This is a genomic window from Mycobacterium sp. IS-3022, assembly GCF_001500065.1.
In the GTDB taxonomy this organism is placed as follows: domain Bacteria; phylum Actinomycetota; class Actinomycetes; order Mycobacteriales; family Mycobacteriaceae; genus Mycobacterium.
In genome coordinates this window covers 97,312-115,207 of the sequence record NZ_LQIN01000003.1, presented here as the reverse complement: position 1 = coordinate 115,207, position 17,896 = coordinate 97,312, and the positions used below count along the sequence as shown (strand labels likewise).

The following is a 17,896-nucleotide window of genomic DNA, read 5'->3' as shown; positions in this document are numbered from 1 at the left end:
GGCCCCATTATTCGCGGCCGCCATGAGCGGACGGTGTGCGTTTCCTATGTGCCGGCTGTGGACCGCTGCGTCGCGAGGGTGAAACTAGTCGATGGTCGGTGCCGGTTCCGCTGTCACGGGCGGCGTGGCCAGCGTCGTCTCCGGCGCCTCCGGAATCACCGTTTCGGTGATGGTCTCGCCAGTGGTGATCTCCGACGTCGTCACCGGACCGGGTGTGACGCTGGTCTCGTCTTGAGCCGCAGTGCTGGATGCCACCGCGAACGCACCCATGGCGAGCACGGCGCTGGTGCCTACCGTCGCCGCGAACATCTTGATCCGTTGCGAGTTCACTTGGACCTCTCTGTCGTCTGGTGGGCCCGGCGACCGGCGTCGCGGCCCATCGAACAGCGCATTCAGGTTCGTCGTCGAGTTCCTACCTCGCTGGATAACCGAACGGGCGGCGGGCGAAACGACCGGGACACGCCTGCTCGGCGGTGAAGATGACGCCGGGGTCTGGCTAACCTGTGCGCATGCAGCAGCCGACGGACGGATACCCCGCATGACGCGGTTCCTGGCGCGCCGACTGCTCAACTACGTGGTGTTGCTGGCGCTGGCGTCGTTCCTCGTCTTCCTGCTCGCGTCATGGCAGTTCAATCCGCTCGACAGCCTGGAGAGCCGCAACCCCCGCCCGCCCCAGGCCGTGATCGACGCCAAGCGCGTCGAGCTGGGACTCGACAAGCCGGTGCTCGAGCAGTACGTCCACTGGGCGGCCGGCGCCATCCGCGGCGACTTCGGGGTCACCATCGGCGGGCAACCGGTGACCGACGAATTGTGGCGACGTGTCGGGGTCAGCCTGCGGTTGCTGATCATCGGCTCGGTGGTCGGCACCGTGATCGGCGTCGCCGCCGGCGCGTGGGGCGCGATCAGGCAATACCGGCTCAGCGACCGGGTGGTCACGCTGCTGTCGTTGCTGGTGATCAGCACGCCGATATTCGTGCTGGCCAACCTGCTCATCCTCGCGGCGCTGGGTGTGAACAACGTGCTGGGCGTCCGCATCTTCGAGTACACCGGGGAGACGTCGACCTACCGGATCGAAGGAGCGTGGAACCAGTTCGTCGACCGGTTGCAGCACCTGGTGCTGCCGAGCATGACGCTCGCGCTTGCCTCGATCGCGATCTACAGCCGATACCAGCGCAACGCGATGCTCGACGTGCTCGGCCAGGACTTCATCCGCACCGCGCGGGCCAAGGGGCTGACGCGACGGCGAGCCCTGATCAAACACGGATTGCGGACGGCGTTGATTCCGATGGCGACGCTTTTCGCCTACAGCGTCGCGGGGTTGGTCACCGGCGCGGTGTTCACCGAGAAGATCTTCGGCTGGTACGGCGTCGGCGAATGGATCGTCACCGGCATCGGCAATCAGGACATCAACATCGTCGCCGCGATCACCACTCTTTCCGCCGTGATGATCCTGCTCGCCGGCCTGCTCTCCGATGTCGTCTATGCGGTGCTCGACCCGAGAGTGCGCGGATCATGACCGAGCATGTCGCTCGGTCGGATGCGTCGCCCACGCCGGGCGAGCCGTCGACCACCGCCCGAACCGGTCTGGACGCCGCACGGTTCACGTCGCGCAAATCGCTGGTGTTGCGCCGTTTCCTGCGCAACAAGGCGGCGGTGGTCTCGTTGGTGTTGTTGGTGCTGCTGTTCATCGGGTGCTACGCGTTGCCGCCGCTGCTGCCCTACAGCTACAGCGAGCTCGACTACTACGCGCTGCAGCAGCCCCCCAGCCCCGAACACTGGTTCGGGACGAATGCGCTGGGGCAGGATCTGCTCGCCCAGACGCTGCGGGGCATGCAGAAATCGATGCTGATCGGCGTGTGTGTCGCGTTCATCTCGACGATCATCGCGGCCACCGTCGGGACCATCGCCGGGTACTTCGTCGACTGGCGCGACCCGGCCCTGATGTGGCTGGTCGACCTGATGCTGGTGGTGCCGAGCTTTCTGCTGATCTCAATCGTGGTGCAGCGCACCAAAGGTGACATCATCTGGATGATCGTGTTGCTGTCGTTGTTCAGCTGGATGATCAGCTCGCGGATCGTTCGCGGTATGACGATGAGCCTGCGCGATCGCGAATTCGTTGCCGCGGCAAGGTATATGGGCGTCAGCGGCCCGCGGATCATCGTCCGTCACATCCTGCCGAACGTCGCGTCGATCATCATCATCGACACCGCGCTCAACGTCGGGGTCGCGGTGTTGGCCGAAACCGGCTTGAGCTTCCTCGGATTCGGCATCCAACCGCCAGACGTATCGCTGGGCACGCTGATCGCCGACGGCACCAAATCGGCGACGACGTTCCCGTGGCTCTTCCTGTTCCCTGCCGGGGTGTTGGTGCTGATCATCTTGTGCGCCAACCTCGTTGGGGACGGCTTGCGCGACGCACTCGACCCGGGCGCCCAACAACTGCGAAGGCGCAGGCCACGATGACCCTGCTCCAAGTCCGCGATCTCACGGTCGCGTTCCCGACGGACACCACACCGGTCAATGCGGTGCGCGGCATGAACTTCGACGTCGACAAGGGCGAGGTCGTCGCACTGGTCGGAGAATCCGGGGCCGGCAAATCGGCCAGTGCGATGGCCGTCGTCGGCCTGCTGCCCGAATACGCCGACGTGGCCGGCTCGATCCGGCTACACGGCGACGAGCTGATCGGCCTGTCGGATCAACGGATGTCGGCGATCCGCGGGAAGTCCATCGGCACGGTGTTCCAGGACCCGATGTCCGCGCTGACCCCCGTCTACACCGTGGGCGACCAGATCGCCGAGGCGATCGAGGTTCATCAGCGCGGCATCGGCCGAAAGGCGGCCAGGAAACGGGCGGTCGAACTGCTCGAGTTGGTCGGCATCGCGCAACCCGACCGGCGGGCGAAGTCTTTTCCGCACGAGTTGTCCGGTGGCGAGCGCCAGCGGGTGGTGATCGCGATCGCGATCGCCAACGATCCCGACCTTCTGATCTGCGACGAGCCGACGACCGCGCTGGACGTCACGGTGCAGGCCCAGATCCTCGAGGTGCTCAAGACCGCCCGTGACGTGACCGGTGCCGGCGTGTTGATCATCACCCATGACCTCGGTGTGGTCGCCGAGTTCGCCGACCGCGCCTTGGTGATGTACGCCGGACGCGCCGTCGAAACGGCACCCGTGTCGACGCTGTATTCCGATCGCAGGATGCCCTACACCGTCGGGCTTCTCGGGTCCGTGCCGCGCCTCGACGCCGCGCAGGGCGCGCGGTTGGTGCCCATACCCGGCGCACCGCCGTCGATGGCGGACCTACCACCCGGCTGCCCCTTCGCGCCGCGGTGTCCGCTGGCGATCGACGACTGCCGCGCCGCCGAACCGGAGCTGCTCCCGATGGGGCCGACGGAAACAGGGCACCGCGCGGCCTGCATTCGCACCGAACACGTCGTCGGCCGCAGCGCCGCCGACATCTACGGGGTGTCGACCGCGCCGCCCGACACGCCGCCCGATCACGACGCGCCGGTGGTGCTGCGGGTGGCCGACCTGGTCAAGACCTACAAGCTGACCAAGGGTCTGGTGTTCCGCCGCCAGGTCGGCGAGGTGCGTGCCGTCGACGGTGTCAGCTTCGAGCTGCAGCAGGGCCGCACGCTGGGGATCGTCGGCGAGTCCGGGTCGGGCAAGTCTACGACGCTGCATCAGGTCTTGCAGTTGACCGCGCCCGAGTCCGGTTCCATCGAAGTGCTCGGTAACGACGTCGCATCCCTGGACCGCCAAGCCCGGCTGGCGTTGCGAGGCGATCTGCAGGTGGTGTTCCAGGATCCGGTGGCGTCACTGGACCCACGGCTTCCCGTGTTCGACGTGCTCGCCGAGCCCTTGCAGGCCAACGGATTCGACAAGCGCAGCCGCGACGAACGGGTCGCCGAACTGCTCGCCATCGTCGGGTTGCGCCGGGAGGACGCCACACGTTATCCGACGGAGTTCTCCGGCGGGCAGAAGCAACGCATCGGAATCGCGCGGGCTCTCGCGCTGCAACCGAAGATCCTGGCGCTCGACGAACCGGTGTCGGCGCTCGACGTGTCGATCCAGGCCGGCATCATCAACCTGCTGCTGGATCTGCAGCAACGGTTCGGGTTGTCGTATCTTTTCGTGTCGCACGATCTCTCCGTGGTCAGACACCTCGCGCATGACGTGGCGGTCATGTACAAGGGCGCCGTGGTCGAGCAGGGCGAGGGCGACCAGGTGTTCGCCAATCCCCGCCAGGACTACACCCGGCGGTTGCTGGCCGCGGTCCCGCAGCCCGAGGTACATCACAGCTAAAGTCGGACCGCATGAGCCTGCGACGCTTCCTTGTGGCGACGATGATCACCGCGCTGACCCTGACCGCGTGTTCCGGCGGGACCGAAGAGGCCCCGTCCGCGGGCGGGGACGCGGCGGTCGGCACCAGCAGCGACATCAACCCGCAGGATGTCGCCGAGCTTGCGCAGGGCGGCAACCTGCGGCTGGCGCTGAACGAGTTTCCGCCGAACTTCAACCCGCTGCACATCGACGGCAACACCGGCGACAACAACTCGCTCATGAAGCCGACGATGCCGCGCGCCTTCCGGATCGCGGCCGACGGCTCGGCCACCGTCAACACCGACTACTTCACCAATGTCGAGCTGACGAGTACCAATCCGCAGGTCGTCACCTACACGATCAACCCGAAGGCGGTGTGGAGCGACGGCACGCCGATCACCTGGGAGGACATCCAGTCTCAGATCCACGCCACCAGCGGGAAGGATGAGAACTTCGCGATCGCCGCCACCAACGGCAGCGACCGCGTCGCGAAGGTCGAGCGCGGCGTCGACGACCGCCAAGCCGTCATCACCTTCGCCAAGCCGTGGGCGGACTGGCGCGGCATGTTCGCGGGCACCTCGATGCTGGTACCCAAGAGTTCGACGGCGAACCCCGAGGTGTTCAACAAGGGGCAACTGGAGGCCCCCGGTCCATCGGCCGGACCGTTCATCGTGTCCAATCTCGACCGCGGTGCGAAGCGAATCACGTTGACCCGCAACCCGAAATGGTGGGGTGCGCCACCGCTGCTGGACAGCATCACTTTCCTGGTCCTCGACGACGCCGCGCGCATGCCCGCGCTGCAGAACAACACCATCGACGCCACCGGCCTGGCGACGCTCGACGAGATGGAGATCGCGCGGCGCACGGACGGGGTGACCATCCGGCGCGCACCCGGGCTGGCCTGGTATCACTTCACGTTCAACGGTGCGCCGGGTTCGATCCTGGCCGATCCCGCGCTGCGGCGGGCGATCGCCAAGGGCATCGACCGTAAGACGATCGCCGAGGTCACCCAGCGCGGGCTCGCCGACAACCCGGCGCCGTTGAACAACCACATCTACGTGGAGGGCCAGGAGGGCTACCAGGACAACAGCGGCGTCGTCGCGTTCGATCCGGAGAAGGCCAAGCAGGAACTCGATGCGCTGGGCTGGCGGCTCAACGGCCAGTTCCGCGAGAAGGACGGCCGCCCACTCGTGATCCGCGACGTGCTGTTCGACTCGCTCGGCACGCGTCAGTACGGCCAGATCGCCCAGGCCAATCTCGCCCAGATCGGGGTCAAACTCGAACTCGACGTGCGACCGGCGGCGGGCTTCTTCACCGACTACGTCACCGTCGGCAACTTCGATATCGCTCAATTCGCTTGGAGTGGTGATGCTTTCCCGCTCGCGAGCTTGACGCAGATCTATCAGACGGGGGCAGCGAGCAACTTCGGCAAGATCAGCAGCCCGGAAATCGACGCGAAGATCGAGGAGACCGTCGGCGAGCTCGACGCCGCCAAGGCTCGGAAACTTGCCAACGAGTTGGACAAGATGTTGTTCAACGAGGTGTTCAGCCTGCCGCTGACCCAGTCGACCGGAAACGTCGCCGTCCGAAGCAATCTGGCGAATTTCGGCGCGTTCGGCTTGGCCGACGCGGACTACACCAAGATCGGCTTCATGAAGCCGTAGCCGGCGAGCGTGCGCACCCGGCCCGGCGATTTGTGGAGTCCTAGCGGCGGTGACCGCCGGTGCGGCTCCACAAATCGCAAGACTAGTTCGCTGACAGGCGTGGTCGAAGTCGCTCGGGCGCGACCGTCGCTCCTGCCTCGAGGTCGTCGATCAGCGCGTGGGCATAGCGGACCAAGCCGGTGACGTCGACGCCGTGCGGCGCCGGGCCGTCGTCGGACAGGCGGGTCGACGCTCGACGCAGCACACCGATCGCGCCTTTGGTGTTGCCCCGTTGCACATGGGTGATGCCGACTGCGAGTTGGGCCAGCCCCTGCCAGAGTTTCCGTTCGTCCTGTGGGCGGCTCTTCCACGCCGATTCCAAAACCTCGTGGGCGTTGAAGGCCAGACCGTCGTCGAGGAGTCGCTGGGCGTAGCGCAGGGTCTCGGCCGGTGACAGGTCGAGTTCGTCGGGAATTCGGGTGACGCCCTCGCTCCCGTGGGGTAGCGGCCGGCCCAGCGCATCGCGCGGACGGGTGTTGCGGGGCCGCCCGGCTTCGTCGCGGTCACGCTCGGCCATGCACCCATCCTGGCATCCGCGGCTCGGCGCAGGCGTCATCCCGCTCGGATCAGCTCGGCGGCCTTCTCTCCGATCAGCACGCTGGGCGCGTGGGTGTGCCCGCGAATGATCGTCGGCATCACCGACGCATCGGCGACCCGCAGGCCGTCGACGCCGCGAACGCGTAACTGTGGGTCGACCACACTGCCGTCGTCGCGCCCCATCCGGCAGGTGCCGACAGGGTGGTAGAGGGTGTGCGACACCGTGGCCAGCGCCCGCTCCAGCGTCTCGTCGTCGAGGGCCGTCGCGTCGAGCGGGCGCGCGATCCTGCCGATGACGCCTTTGAGCGCCGACGCCTGGGCCATCGTCGCGCAGATGCGCAGGCCGGCCATCATCGCCGCACGGTCGGCGCCGTCGGGGTCGGTGAGGTACCGCGGGTCGATGATCGGCTTGTCCTTCGGATCGGCCGAGCGCAGCTCGATGGTGCCGCTGCTGTGCGGCTTGAGCAGGATCGTGCCGAGGACGACGGCGTGGGTGTCGTAAGGGTCGCCGACGCCCTCATCGAAGAACGGGGCGGGCGCGAAGATCAGTTCGAGGTCCGGCAGCGCGAGGTCCGAGCGGCTGCGGATGAAACCGTAGGCCTCTCCCACGTTGGAGGTGAGCATGCCGCGGCGGCGCAGGAAGTAGTTCAGCAGCTGCAGCGGCTTCTCCGCGCCGAACAGCGAATCGTCGGGAACGTCGAAGCCGAGAGCGGCGATGAAATGGTCGAGCAGGTTGGCTCCGACGTTCGGCGCGTGCACCAGCGTCTCGATGCCGTGCTCCATCAGCCGCTCGCCGTCACCGATGCCCGACAGCATCAGCAGCTGAGGGCTGTTGATCGCACCGCCGCACAGCACCACCTCGCGTCGCGCGTTGATGATGCGGCGCCGGCCGGCCTGCTCGACCTCGACGCCGACAGCACGGCGCCCGTCGAAAACCAGCCTGGTCACCAGTGCGTCGGTCTCGAGCGTGAGGTTGTCCCGCTTCAGGGCGGGTTTGAGGTAGGCGTCGGCGGCACTCCACCGGGCGCCGCGGCGCTGCGTGACGAGCGTTTCGCAAAACCCCTCGGGCGCAGCCTGGTTCGGCTTCTCGATGCGAAAGCCGCATTCTTCGGCGGCCGCCAGCCACTTGGCGGTGGAACTGCGCGGGCTGCGCTGCGGGCTGATGGACAGCGGGCCGGCCTCGATGCGGCGCAGGTACGGTTCGAGATGCGCGTAGTCCCACTGGTCGCCCGCGGCTTCACCCCACTCGTCGTAGTCGGCGGCGAAACCGCGGACCCACATCATCGCGTTCATCGACGACGATCCGCCGACCATTTTGCCTCGGGGCCAATAGATCTCCCGACCGTCGAGCTCCTTCTGCGGCTCTGTGCGGTAATCCCAGTCCATCGGGCTGCGGAAGAGCTTCTGGAATCCGGCGGGGATGCGGATGAACTTGTCCTTGTCGTATGGGCCCGCTTCCAGTGCCACGACCCGAATGGAGGGGTCGGTGCTCAGCCGGCCGGCTACGACCGACCCCGCCGATCCGGTTCCAACGACGATGTAGTCGGCCTCCATTTACCGGAGTCTAATTTCTTCTCGGCGAGATGGGGCCACAACGGAGTTAGGGGAACGTGAAATGCCCGAATAGCTTTGAAATGGGACACTTTGCGGCTGCTAGCGGTGGAGACGAACCCGTACAACTGTGCTGCGGTGGCCATGCACGACACGATGGACTTTCCGGTCATCAGGTCGAGCCCCGCGAGTTGGCCGACTGTGTCCGGCGGCGTCAGGGCGTAGATGTTGTGCCACACTCGCACGAGCTCGCCCTTGCCCAGATGAGCGTCGAGCTTACTGCGCGACATGACCGCAAGCAGTTGGCTGCGAGTGGCGAGGCCCTTGGTTCGATGCAAAGAGATTGTCGATGGGCATGCGATCGAGAGTCGCTGCCGCGGATGCGGACACAACAAGGCCAAGCACAGATCTGTGGATAACCGGGCGGTTGTGGATGGCCGAGCACGGGGCCGAGCAGACGGAAAGTGTCCCGAAACCGCCCCTAAAAATTGGGCAGTTTGTGACTGCTCGCGAAGAAACTCAACCTGCCAGGGCGATGTGGTGCGCGCCATCGACGGAGGCGTACCTCTGCGGACTGCAGGTCAACACGATCACCTGGCCGTCACCACCGACCGCGTTGAACACCGCACCCATCTTGACCAGCCGATCGGGGTCGGTGAAGCCAAGCGCGTCGTCGATCACCACCGGCACGCTGTCCTCCTTGGCCACCAGCGCCGCACTGGCCAGCCGCGCCACGATGCCCAACTGCTCCTTGGCCCCGCCGGACAGCGAGTCATAGGGCACCGTCCGGCCCGACAGCGTGCGAGTGCAGATCCGCAGCGCGCTGTCGACCTCCACCTCGAAGTCGTCGCCGAACACCATGCGGCCCAACCGCTCCACCTCACCGCGGAACGGGTCGACATAGCGCAACCGGGTGGCATCCCGGTGGCGCGACAGCACCGACCGCAACAGTTGCGCCGCGCGGGCCCGCCGCTGCACCCGCGAGTACCCCGCGAAGGCGTGCTCGCGCTCGGTGCCGGCCTCGTCGAGCTTGCCCTTGCGTCCTTCGGTTCCGTAGAGCTTCAGCTGGGTGGTGACTTCGCGCAGGGCCTCGGCCACCTCGTCGTGGCTCGCCGCCAATGCATATGCGCGACGCGCGGCCTCGTCGAGTGCAGCTGCGACGCTATCCGGTGCCGTGCAGGCCAATTCGCCGCTCAGCTCGGTGACCTGTGTGGCCGCTCGCTGCGCTTCGTCGGCGTGCGCCTGCGCCGTGACCGCCAACTCGTCGTCGCCGACCTCGGCACGCTGCCCGTCCAGCCGTTCCCGTGCCAGCGCAAGCTCCGCCTGCGCTCCGGTGAGCTTCTCGGTCAGGACGGTGAGACGAGTTTCTCGCTGCCCCAATCGCTTCGCGGCCTCTTCGGCGACTCTACGATGCGTCTCACAGGCGCCGATCGCCTCCTTCTGCGCGGCGGTGGCGGCGTCGAGTTCGGCACGGGCGGCACCCGAGTCGACGCCGAACAGGTCGGCGACCTCCGGCTGGCGCTCGGTCAGGTCGGCCAACCGCGCCCTGAGCTGTTCGACCGATTCGTCGCCGGCCAATGCCTCGTTGGCCGCACACAGCCGGTCGCGGGTGCCCATCAGTTGTTGACGACGCTGGTCGAGAATGCGTGCCGCGGCGACGTCGTCGACCCCGCAACGCTCGAGCGCCGATGCCAAAACCTCCTGTGCCGCAGCGAGTTTCATCCGGGTTTCCGACGCCGGCGTGCCCGGCACCAGACAGATGGTCAACAGATCGGGCACATCGACCGCGGTCTCGGCGCTCACGCTGGTCGCCCATGTCTCGCCGGCACCGAGCCTGACCGTCTCGCCGCCCACGCTCACCTCGACGTCGGCGGTTGCGGTCAGCTCGATCTGCGCCGACGCCAGCTCCACCTGTCCCATCGCCACGTCGACCGTCGCCTTGGCGGCCTCGATGGCCCGCATACCCTCGTCGGACAGCCGGATCTCGGCGAGTTCGGCCTGCACCCGTTCGAGGTCACGCCGGGTAGTCTCGATCTTCGCCAGCCGCGCTGCAACCCGGTCGGCTTCGTCACGGTCGGCGAGCTGTTGAACCGATCGACGCGCCGCTTCGACCCGGATCTGGCCGGCTTCCAGCGCGCTTCGCGCCTGCTCGGCTTCGGCCTCGGCGGCCTCGGCCACCTCGGCGGCCGTCGACTGTGCTTCGGCGGCCTCGGCGACGGCTGCCTCCAGCTCGGCGATCGACGTGGCCCGCTGCTCGATGTCGGTGCGCAACCGTCGCCGTTCGTCGACCGCGGCGCGGGATGTGTCGTGATTGGCCTGCGCCGCGGCGGCAACCAGGTCCGCCTCCTTGAGCTGGCGGGCCAGCACGGCCACCGCCTCTGCGGCCTGCTGCGCCGCGGCGAGTTCCGTTGCCGCGTCGGCCCGTTGCGCTTTCAGCCGGGCGAGGTCCTCGGTGAGGGCGGCGTGCCGGCGCACCGCGTCGTCGACCTCCGCGACGGCGGCCGCCGCCTCGGCCAGCGCCTCCTCGGCGGTGCGCAACCGGTTGGTGGCCGCGGCCCATTCGCCGGTGGGCCTGCCGGTCCTGGTGAAGTAGCGCAGGTACTCCTCTTCGACGCGGTCGATCAAAAGCGGTTCGGTACCCGACAGCGCGACGGCCTCGCCGGCGGCCACATCGAGCGCGCGGGACAGCGCATCACAACCGGACAGGTCCACCGCCGCGGTCGACGATGACTGCAACACCCGCTGGGCCTGCCACAGGCAGGTGTCGACGGTTTCCTCGAGCATGCCGCGGACGCGCTCGTGCGCCTCGTCGCCGGTGAGCTGCTCGCGCTGCGGCGCCAGCACAGTCAGCTCGGTCTCGAAGCGCTTGTGGAACCGCTTGCGGTACACGAATCGGTATGGCCCGGTGGAGATCTCGGCGGTGACCTCGGCGCCGACGTCGGCGTGCGTCGGCTTGACCTCTTTGACCTCTTTCTTCGACGACCGGTCCTTGGCTTCGAGCAGCAGGTCGAGCGCCTCGATCATCGACGACTTGCCGATCTCGTTGGCGCCGCTGACCACCACCACGCCGCGGTCGGGAAACTCGATCTCGCGGTGGGTGATTCCGCGGTAGTTGGTCAGGACCAGGCGGTGCAGTTTCACGCCGCACCTCGATCCGACAGTCGCAGCAGCAGCGCGAGCGCGGCCCGCGCGTCGTCGGCCGCCTCGCCGTCCGAACGGGCCGTCCCGACCAATTCCTCGACCGCCGATGCCGCGAATCCGCCGATGCCGAGGTCGTCGAACTCACCGTCGGCCGGCATCACCGCGATGTCGGTCTGCTTCTCCCACAGGCTCAACGCCGCGAACAACCGGTCGTGCTTGTCGAGGCACCTGTCAAGCGCGGCCTTGTCGGTGACGGTCAGCGATCCGGTCAGCGCCAGGCGCACCACGGTGCGTTCCTTGTCCGGCAGCAGGTCGAGGTTGATGTCCAGGTCGGTGACGTCACGGCCACTGTCGACCCCACGACGCAGCGTGACGAACCGCCAGCGGCCGACCTTCCGCGGTTCGACGCGAACCGGATGCGCCGGGTCATCCTCGTCGACGTCGACGATCAGCACATGGCCCGGGTCGGCCTCGATGTCGTCGTAGTTGGTGACCTCCGGAGATCCGGAATACCAGATCCGCCCGGTGGTCCCGACCTGCATCCGAGAGTGCTTGTCCCCCAACGCCACATAGTGCACGACGTCGCGGCCGATGGCCTCCTCTAGCGCCGCCAGCCGGATCAGCGACGGCCGGTCCTTGTCGGGCACGAAGATGTCGACACCGCCGTGGCCGACGACGATCCGCGCGGCACCGTCGGCAGGCAGGTCGGCGAGCACACCCGCGACCGGATCGGACGACGGCGCCTTCGAGGTCCACGGCGCCGCCACCAACTGCGCCCCGGGTCGCACCTCGTGCACCCCCGCGCGGTCGAGGACCGTCACATTGTCGGGACACTCCGTGGTGAACAGCGCACTGGTGTACACCGAGGAGGCGTCCAGCGGATCATGATTGCCGGGCAGCAGGTACACCGGAACGCCGATGGCGCGCATGGCCTCCAGCGACTGGCTGACGTCGCGCGGCGCGAGCTGGTTGTGCTCGAAGACGTCGCCGGCGACGACGACGAACTCCGCGCCGGCCTCGGCGGCCACGCGTCCGAGCTCGGCCACCACGTCGCGGCGCGCGGCCGAATAACGGGGCTGCGCCTCACCATTGAGGAAGTATCGGGTCATGCCGAGTTGCCAGTCGGCGGTGTGCACGAATCGCATCTCGGCCCGTCCCTTCTGCTTGCGTGTTTGCCAGGCATCGCGAGTGTAGGGCGGGGGCCCGACAAGTCCCGGGAGGTGCGTCGGCATGCCTTACCGTGAGACCGGTGACCAGTCCGGAAACCAAGGTGTATCGCACGCTTCTGCTGCTCCGGCACGCCAAGTCGGGCTACCCGGCGGGCGTGGCCGATCACGACCGGCCGCTGGCCCCGCGGGGTGTGCGCGAGGCCGGGTTGGCCGGCGACTGGCTGCGGGCGAAGGCGCCCGCGGTGGACGCGGTGCTGTGCTCGACCGCGACCCGCACCCGCGAGACGCTGGCCCGTACCCGCGTCGCCGCACCCGTCGAGTACGTCGACCGCATCTACGACGCGACACCGGGCACAGTGATCGACGAGATCAACCGGGTGCAGACACGTTTCGACTTCGAGGTGCAGACGCTACTGGTCATCGGGCACGAGCCGGCGATGTCCGGCGTCGCCCTGGGGCTGGCCACCGCAGACGGCAGCAACAAGGCTGCGGCCGAGCGGATCTCGATGAAGTTTCCCACCTCATCGATCGCGGTGCTGCGCACGGAGCGGCCGTGGGATCAGCTCGCCCTCGACGGCGCCGCGCTCATCACCTTCCACGTGCCGCGCTAAGCGCGGGTGGCGAGCGTCAACTCCATCAGCTTCAGCGCCATCCCGCAGGCGTCTATCCCGGGCGCCTGCGGATTGACCCACCAGCCCACGACACCGGCGGCGTCGCTGGCCACGCCGCACGCGCCGTTCGGATCGTTCGGCCGCATCACGATCGACTGGATGCCGGCCACCCTGCGGTCCTCGATCTGGTAGTTCAGCCGCTGCGCGACCTCGCGTTCGTGGTCGAGGTCGCCCATCTCGAACCAGAACCTGGTGATGTCGACCAGACCCGACGGGTTGGCCGCCTGCCAGCGACACACCGCCCCGACGAACGTGCTCTGGATGTCCAGCGGATCAGCGCCCACGGTCTCGGCGAGGATGTCCTCGGTCAGCACCTCGCACTCTTTGAGCAGGTTCGGGTACTGCCGCTCTGAGTCCTCGTTGCGCGGTACGCCGCCCGAGCCAGATTTCGCTGCGGTGCCCTCGACCGTCCGCGTGCAACCGGTGAGCAGGGAAAGGGAAACCAGGGCGGCGAGCACAACGACGATGCCCGCGAGCAACCGACGGACGGACGCGGTTCTCATTCGGAATTCACAATCGATTGGCGGGTCAGTTCCTTGGCCACTTCGCAGGGATCCGGGAACGGCTTCGCGGCGTAGCTGATCGACCACTCGATGAAGTCGTCGTCGAACTGGATGCCGATCTCACACAGGTTGACGCCGTTGGTCGGATCCTCGCTGTAGCCGATGAACCCGTCGTGGCCTTCGATGCTGATGTCCTCGACGCTGGTGCGCGACAGCTCCATGGTCTTGCGCTCTCGGCCGATGGGGCTGCCACGGAACCACGTGAACGAGAAGTGCGGGCCCAGGATGCTGCCACCGGCCAGCCACTGGCATCCGACCGAGGTCTTGGCGGTGTTGACCAACCCCGGCACCCGGGTCTGCTTGGTGATCTCCTGGTCGCTGATACCGCCGCACTCCGGAAAAAACGGGCCGTGCGAGACGTTCTCCGTCGGCGCCGGGCTGTCCTCGGGCACTTGGGGGCCGGCCGGTTCGGAATCCGAGCATGCGGCGACCAGCGGGATGACCGCCGCGACCGCAACGGCCAGGCAGCGGGTCATGCGCGTGCTGTGGGTCACGCCATGCACTGTAGCGGCAGCCCACGGGGTCAAGCACAGACATGTCGCTTGACCTGCTGATTCATCCGGTATGCGACAGTAACGGGATGCTATGGGCGCTGCTGCGACAGTACGCGCGGCCATACCGGGCGCCGCTCGCCGCCGTCGCCACGCTGCAGTTGGTCAGCACGCTGGCGTCGCTGTACCTGCCGACCGTCAACGCGGCGATCATCGACGACGGCGTCACGGCCGGCAACCTGCGCAGGATCGTCGAGTTGGGCGGTGTGATGCTTGCGGTCACCGCGCTGCAAGTGGTGTGTGCGGTCGGCGCGGTGTACTTCGGGTCGCGGGCGGGCATGGGCGTCGGCCGCGACCTGCGTGCCGCGATCTTCGATCACGTCACCGGGTTCTCGACGGAGGACACCGCACGGTTCGGCGCGCCGTCGCTGCTGACCCGCACCACCAACGACGTGCAGCAGATCCAGCTTCTGGTGCAGCTGAGCTGCACGATGCTGATCACCGCTCCGATCATGTCGGTCGGCGGCATCTTCATGGCCGTGCACCAGGATGCCGGCCTGTCGTGGCTGCTGCTGGTCAGTGTGCCGATCCTGGCCGTGGCGAACTACTGGATCGTGCGTCACCTGCTGCCGATATTCCGCCGGATGCAGCGGCAGGTCGACGGGATCAACCGGGTGATGCGTGACCAGCTCGCGGGTCTGCGGGTGATCCGCGCGTTCGCCCGGGAGCCGTTCGAGCGCAACCGGTTCGCGGTGGCCAACCACGCCTTGGCCGACACCGCACTGGCGGCCGGCCGGTGGCAGGCGCTGATGCTGCCGACCACGACGCTGGTGATCAACGTCTCGAGCGTCGCACTGATCTGGTTCGGCGGGTTACGCATCGACGCCGGACAGATGCAGGTCGGTTCGCTGATCGCGTTCCTGGCCTACTTCATGCAGATTCTGATGGCCGTTCTGCTGGCGACGTTCCTCCTCGTCATCATCCCGCGCGCGTCGGTGTGCGCCGAACGCATCACCGAGGTGCTGTCGGTCTCACCGCACATCACCAGCCCGCAGCACCCGGTCCGACCGGCGACGATCGAGGGACAGATCCGGCTCGAGGGCGCGACGTTCTCCTATCCGGGAGCCGAACGCCCCGTCCTGCAAGATGTTTCGCTGACCGCTCGACCCGGTACGACGACGGCTGTGGTCGGGTCCACCGGGTCGGGCAAGTCGACGCTGGTGTCACTGATCTGCCGGATGTACGACGTGACGAGCGGTTCGGTTCGCCTAGACGGCGTCGACGTGCGCGAGTACGACCCCGATCACCTGTGGTCGGTGATCGGCCTGGTGCCGCAGCGCGGCTACCTGTTCTCGGGCACCGTCGCCGACAACCTGCAACTGGGCGCGGTGCCCGGCCATGTCGCCACTGAGCACGAGATGTGGGAGGCGCTACGGGTGGCCGCGGCCGACGATTTCGTGCGCGCGCACGCCGACGGCCTGGCCATGCGGGTCGCGCAGGGCGGGGCGAACTTCTCGGGCGGGCAGCGGCAACGGTTGGCCATCGCCCGCGCGGTGATCCGTCGACCCGCCGTGTACCTGTTCGACGACGCGTTCTCCGCACTCGACGTGCACACCGACACTCGAGTGCGCTCCGCGCTGCGCGAGGTGTCGGCGGATGCGACGGTCATCGTTGTTGCACAGCGCATCTCCACCGTCACGCAGGCAGATCAGATCGTCGTCATCGACGACGGTCGGGTCGTCGGCATCGGCACCCACGAGACCCTGCTCGCAGAATGCGTCGAATACGCCGAGTTCGCCGACTCCCAGTCGCTCGCCGAAGTTGGTGACACGCAATGACAGGACCGATGGCGCGGCCGATCCGCGGCACGGCGCAGCCACCGACCCAGCGGTCCCGCGACTTCACCGGATCGGCGATCCGACTGATCAAGCGGCTGACGCCGCAGCGCGGCCTCACCGCGGCGGTGATCCTGCTGGGTGTCGGTGGCATCGCGATCAGCGTCGTCGGGCCGCGAATCCTCGGGCACGCCACCGATCTCCTGTTCAACGGTGTTATCGGGCGCCAACTGCCGGCGGGCCTCACCAAGGAACAGGCGATCGAGGCCGCGCGGGCCCGCGGTGACGACACCTTCGCCGACCTGCTGTCGGGAATGAACGTCGTACCCGGCCGCGGTATCGACTTCGGTGCCGTCGGCCGCACCCTGCTCCTCGCGCTGTGCCTGTATCTGGTTGCCGCGCTGCTGGTCTGGCTGCAGGCGAGGCTTCTCATCGTCGCGGTGCAGCGGACGATGGTGACGCTGCGCTCCGACGTCGAGAACAAGGTCCACCGGATGCCGCTGTCGTACTTCGACTCTCGCCAACGCGGCGAGGTTCTCAGCCGGGTGACCAACGACGTCGACAACATCCAGACCTCGCTGTCGATGACGATCAGCCAGCTGATGACGGCCGTATTGACGGTGCTTTCGGTACTGGTGATGATGCTGACGATCTCGCCTTTGCTGACCCTGCTGACGGTGGTGACGGTGCCGTTGTCCCTGTGGGCGACCCGGGTGATCGCGCGCCGGTCGCGACGGTTGTTCGTCGCGCAGTGGACGAACACCGGTCGGCTCAACGCCCACATCGAGGAGACCTACAGCGGTTTCGCGATCGTCAAGACGTTCGGCCACCGCGCGGCCGCCCAGGAACGCTTCCGAGAGTGCAACGACGACGTCTACCACGCCGCCTTCGGCGCGCAGTTCTTCTCGGGGCTGGTGTCGCCCGCCACCACCTTCATCGGGAACTTGAGCTACGTCGCGGTGGCGGTGGTTGGCGGACTGCAGGTGGCCACCGGCCAGATCACGCTCGGCAACATCCAGGCGTTCATCCAGTACGTCCGCCAGTTCAACCAGCCACTGACGCAGGTGGCCGGCATGTACAACGCGATGCAGTCCGGCGTGGCCAGCGCCGAGCGGGTGTTCGACCTGCTCGACGCCGAGGAGGAGGAACCCGATCCGGCCCTCCATCCCGATGGCCGGGACATGGTGGGACGGGTCGAGTTCGAGGACGTCACGTTCGGCTACCACCCCGACCAACCGGTCATCGAGAACGTGTCGCTGATCGCCGAACCCGGCAGCACAGTCGCGATCGTCGGGCCGACGGGAGCCGGCAAGACCACACTGGTGAACCTGTTGATGCGGTTCTACGACGTCGACTCCGGTCGGATACTGGTTGACGGCGTGGACATCTCGACGGTCAGCAGGGCTTCGCTGCGGTCGCGGATCGGGATGGTGCTGCAGGACACCTGGTTGTTCGGCGGCACCATCTACGACAACATCGCCTACGGCAGGCCGGACGCGTCGGAGGAGGAGGTCCTCGCGGCCGCGAAGTCCGCATACGTCGACCGGTTCGTGCACATGCTCCCCGACGGGTACCAGACGCATGTCAGCGACGACGGCGGCACCATCAGCGCCGGCGAGAAGCAGCTCATCACGATCGCCCGTGCGGTGCTGGCCCGGCCGCGACTGCTGATCCTCGACGAAGCCACCAGTTCGGTCGACACCCGCACCGAGCTGCTGATCCAGCACGCCATGGCCGAATTGCGCCGCGACCGCACGAGTTTCATCATCGCCCACCGGCTTTCGACGATCCGCGACGCCGACCTGATCGTGGTGCTCGAGGCGGGCCGGATCGTCGAACGCGGCAACCACGCCGAACTCCTGGCTAAGCGTGGTGCTTATTGGTCCATGACGCAGGCCTGACCGCCGTACGCT

The 17,896-nt window shown here is 67.4% G+C and carries 14 protein-coding genes; 7 read left to right on the top strand and 7 right to left on the bottom strand.

What is annotated here, in order from left to right:
- Positions 1–84: 84 nt before the first annotated feature.
- Positions 85–330, bottom strand: coding sequence for a hypothetical protein (locus AU188_RS04715; protein ID WP_059162571.1), 246 nt, complete (start codon positions 328–330; stop codon positions 85–87).
- A 208-nt stretch (positions 331–538) separates the two neighbouring features.
- Here AU188_RS04715 and AU188_RS04710 point away from each other — a divergent pair, with 208 nt between their 5' ends.
- From AU188_RS04710 to AU188_RS04695, 4 genes are read left to right on the top strand one after another with little or no spacing between them, the layout of a single operon-like run.
- The gene (locus tag AU188_RS04710; protein ID WP_059162570.1) at positions 539–1,516 is read left to right on the top strand and encodes an ABC transporter permease; all 978 of its coding nucleotides are present in this window, start codon (positions 539–541) and stop codon (positions 1,514–1,516) included.
- Positions 1,513–2,463 carry an ABC transporter permease gene (locus AU188_RS04705; RefSeq protein WP_059162569.1) on the top strand — a complete coding sequence of 317 codons (951 nt, stop codon included), beginning with the start codon at positions 1,513–1,515 and terminating at the stop codon, positions 2,461–2,463. Before AU188_RS04710 ends, AU188_RS04705 begins: the two co-directional genes overlap by 4 nt.
- Entirely contained in the window at positions 2,460–4,304 is a 1,845-nt protein-coding gene (locus AU188_RS04700) for an ABC transporter ATP-binding protein (protein WP_059162568.1), read from the top strand. The genes AU188_RS04705 and AU188_RS04700 overlap by 4 nt, the downstream gene beginning before the upstream one ends.
- Positions 4,305–4,315: 11 nt before the next feature.
- The gene (locus AU188_RS04695; RefSeq protein ID WP_059162567.1) at positions 4,316–5,986 is read left to right on the top strand and encodes an ABC transporter family substrate-binding protein; all 1,671 of its coding nucleotides are present in this window, start codon (positions 4,316–4,318) and stop codon (positions 5,984–5,986) included.
- Positions 5,987–6,068: 82 nt separating this feature from the next.
- On the opposite strand, the gene AU188_RS04690 is transcribed toward AU188_RS04695, so the two are convergent.
- The 4 genes from AU188_RS04690 to AU188_RS04675 all read right to left on the bottom strand — a co-directional run bounded on the left by AU188_RS04690 (position 6,069) and on the right by AU188_RS04675 (position 12,399).
- Positions 6,069–6,542, bottom strand: coding sequence for a DUF309 domain-containing protein (locus AU188_RS04690; protein WP_059162566.1), 474 nt, complete (start codon positions 6,540–6,542; stop codon positions 6,069–6,071).
- A gap of 35 nt (positions 6,543–6,577) precedes the next feature.
- A complete protein-coding gene (locus tag AU188_RS04685; protein ID WP_059162565.1) occupies positions 6,578–8,116 on the bottom strand; it encodes a GMC family oxidoreductase in 1,539 nt (512 codons plus the stop codon).
- Between the two features lie 516 nt (positions 8,117–8,632).
- Positions 8,633–11,254 carry an AAA family ATPase gene (locus tag AU188_RS04680; protein WP_059162564.1) on the bottom strand — a complete coding sequence of 874 codons (2,622 nt, stop codon included), beginning with the start codon at positions 11,252–11,254 and terminating at the stop codon, positions 8,633–8,635.
- Entirely contained in the window at positions 11,251–12,399 is a 1,149-nt protein-coding gene (locus AU188_RS04675) for a metallophosphoesterase family protein (protein WP_059162563.1), read from the bottom strand. Before AU188_RS04675 ends, AU188_RS04680 begins: the two co-directional genes overlap by 4 nt.
- Before the next feature lie 104 nt (positions 12,400–12,503).
- On the opposite strand from AU188_RS04675, the gene AU188_RS04670 reads away from it, so the two are divergent.
- The gene (locus AU188_RS04670; RefSeq protein WP_286137292.1) at positions 12,504–13,034 is read left to right on the top strand and encodes a SixA phosphatase family protein; all 531 of its coding nucleotides are present in this window, start codon (positions 12,504–12,506) and stop codon (positions 13,032–13,034) included.
- Here the strand turns inward: AU188_RS04670 and AU188_RS04665 are convergent.
- Together AU188_RS04665 and AU188_RS04660 are read right to left on the bottom strand one after the other, a co-directional pair.
- Positions 13,031–13,597, bottom strand: coding sequence for a DUF3558 domain-containing protein (locus tag AU188_RS04665; protein ID WP_059162562.1), 567 nt, complete (start codon positions 13,595–13,597; stop codon positions 13,031–13,033). The genes AU188_RS04670 and AU188_RS04665 overlap by 4 nt on opposite strands.
- Positions 13,594–14,160: a DUF3558 domain-containing protein gene (locus AU188_RS04660; protein WP_059162561.1), complete on the bottom strand. Its 567-nt coding sequence runs from the start codon at positions 14,158–14,160 to the stop codon at positions 13,594–13,596. The genes AU188_RS04665 and AU188_RS04660 overlap by 4 nt, the downstream gene beginning before the upstream one ends.
- Positions 14,161–14,237: 77 nt before the next feature.
- Here AU188_RS04660 and AU188_RS04655 point away from each other — a divergent pair, with 77 nt between their 5' ends.
- Together AU188_RS04655 and AU188_RS04650 are read left to right on the top strand one after the other, a co-directional pair.
- Positions 14,238–15,986: an ABC transporter ATP-binding protein gene (locus AU188_RS04655; RefSeq protein WP_082686491.1), complete on the top strand. Its 1,749-nt coding sequence runs from the start codon at positions 14,238–14,240 to the stop codon at positions 15,984–15,986.
- On the top strand, positions 15,983–17,884 hold the full coding sequence (locus AU188_RS04650) for an ABC transporter ATP-binding protein (protein WP_059162559.1): 1,902 nt from the start codon (positions 15,983–15,985) through the stop codon (positions 17,882–17,884). The genes AU188_RS04655 and AU188_RS04650 overlap by 4 nt, the downstream gene beginning before the upstream one ends.
- Positions 17,885–17,896: the final 12 nt, after the last annotated feature.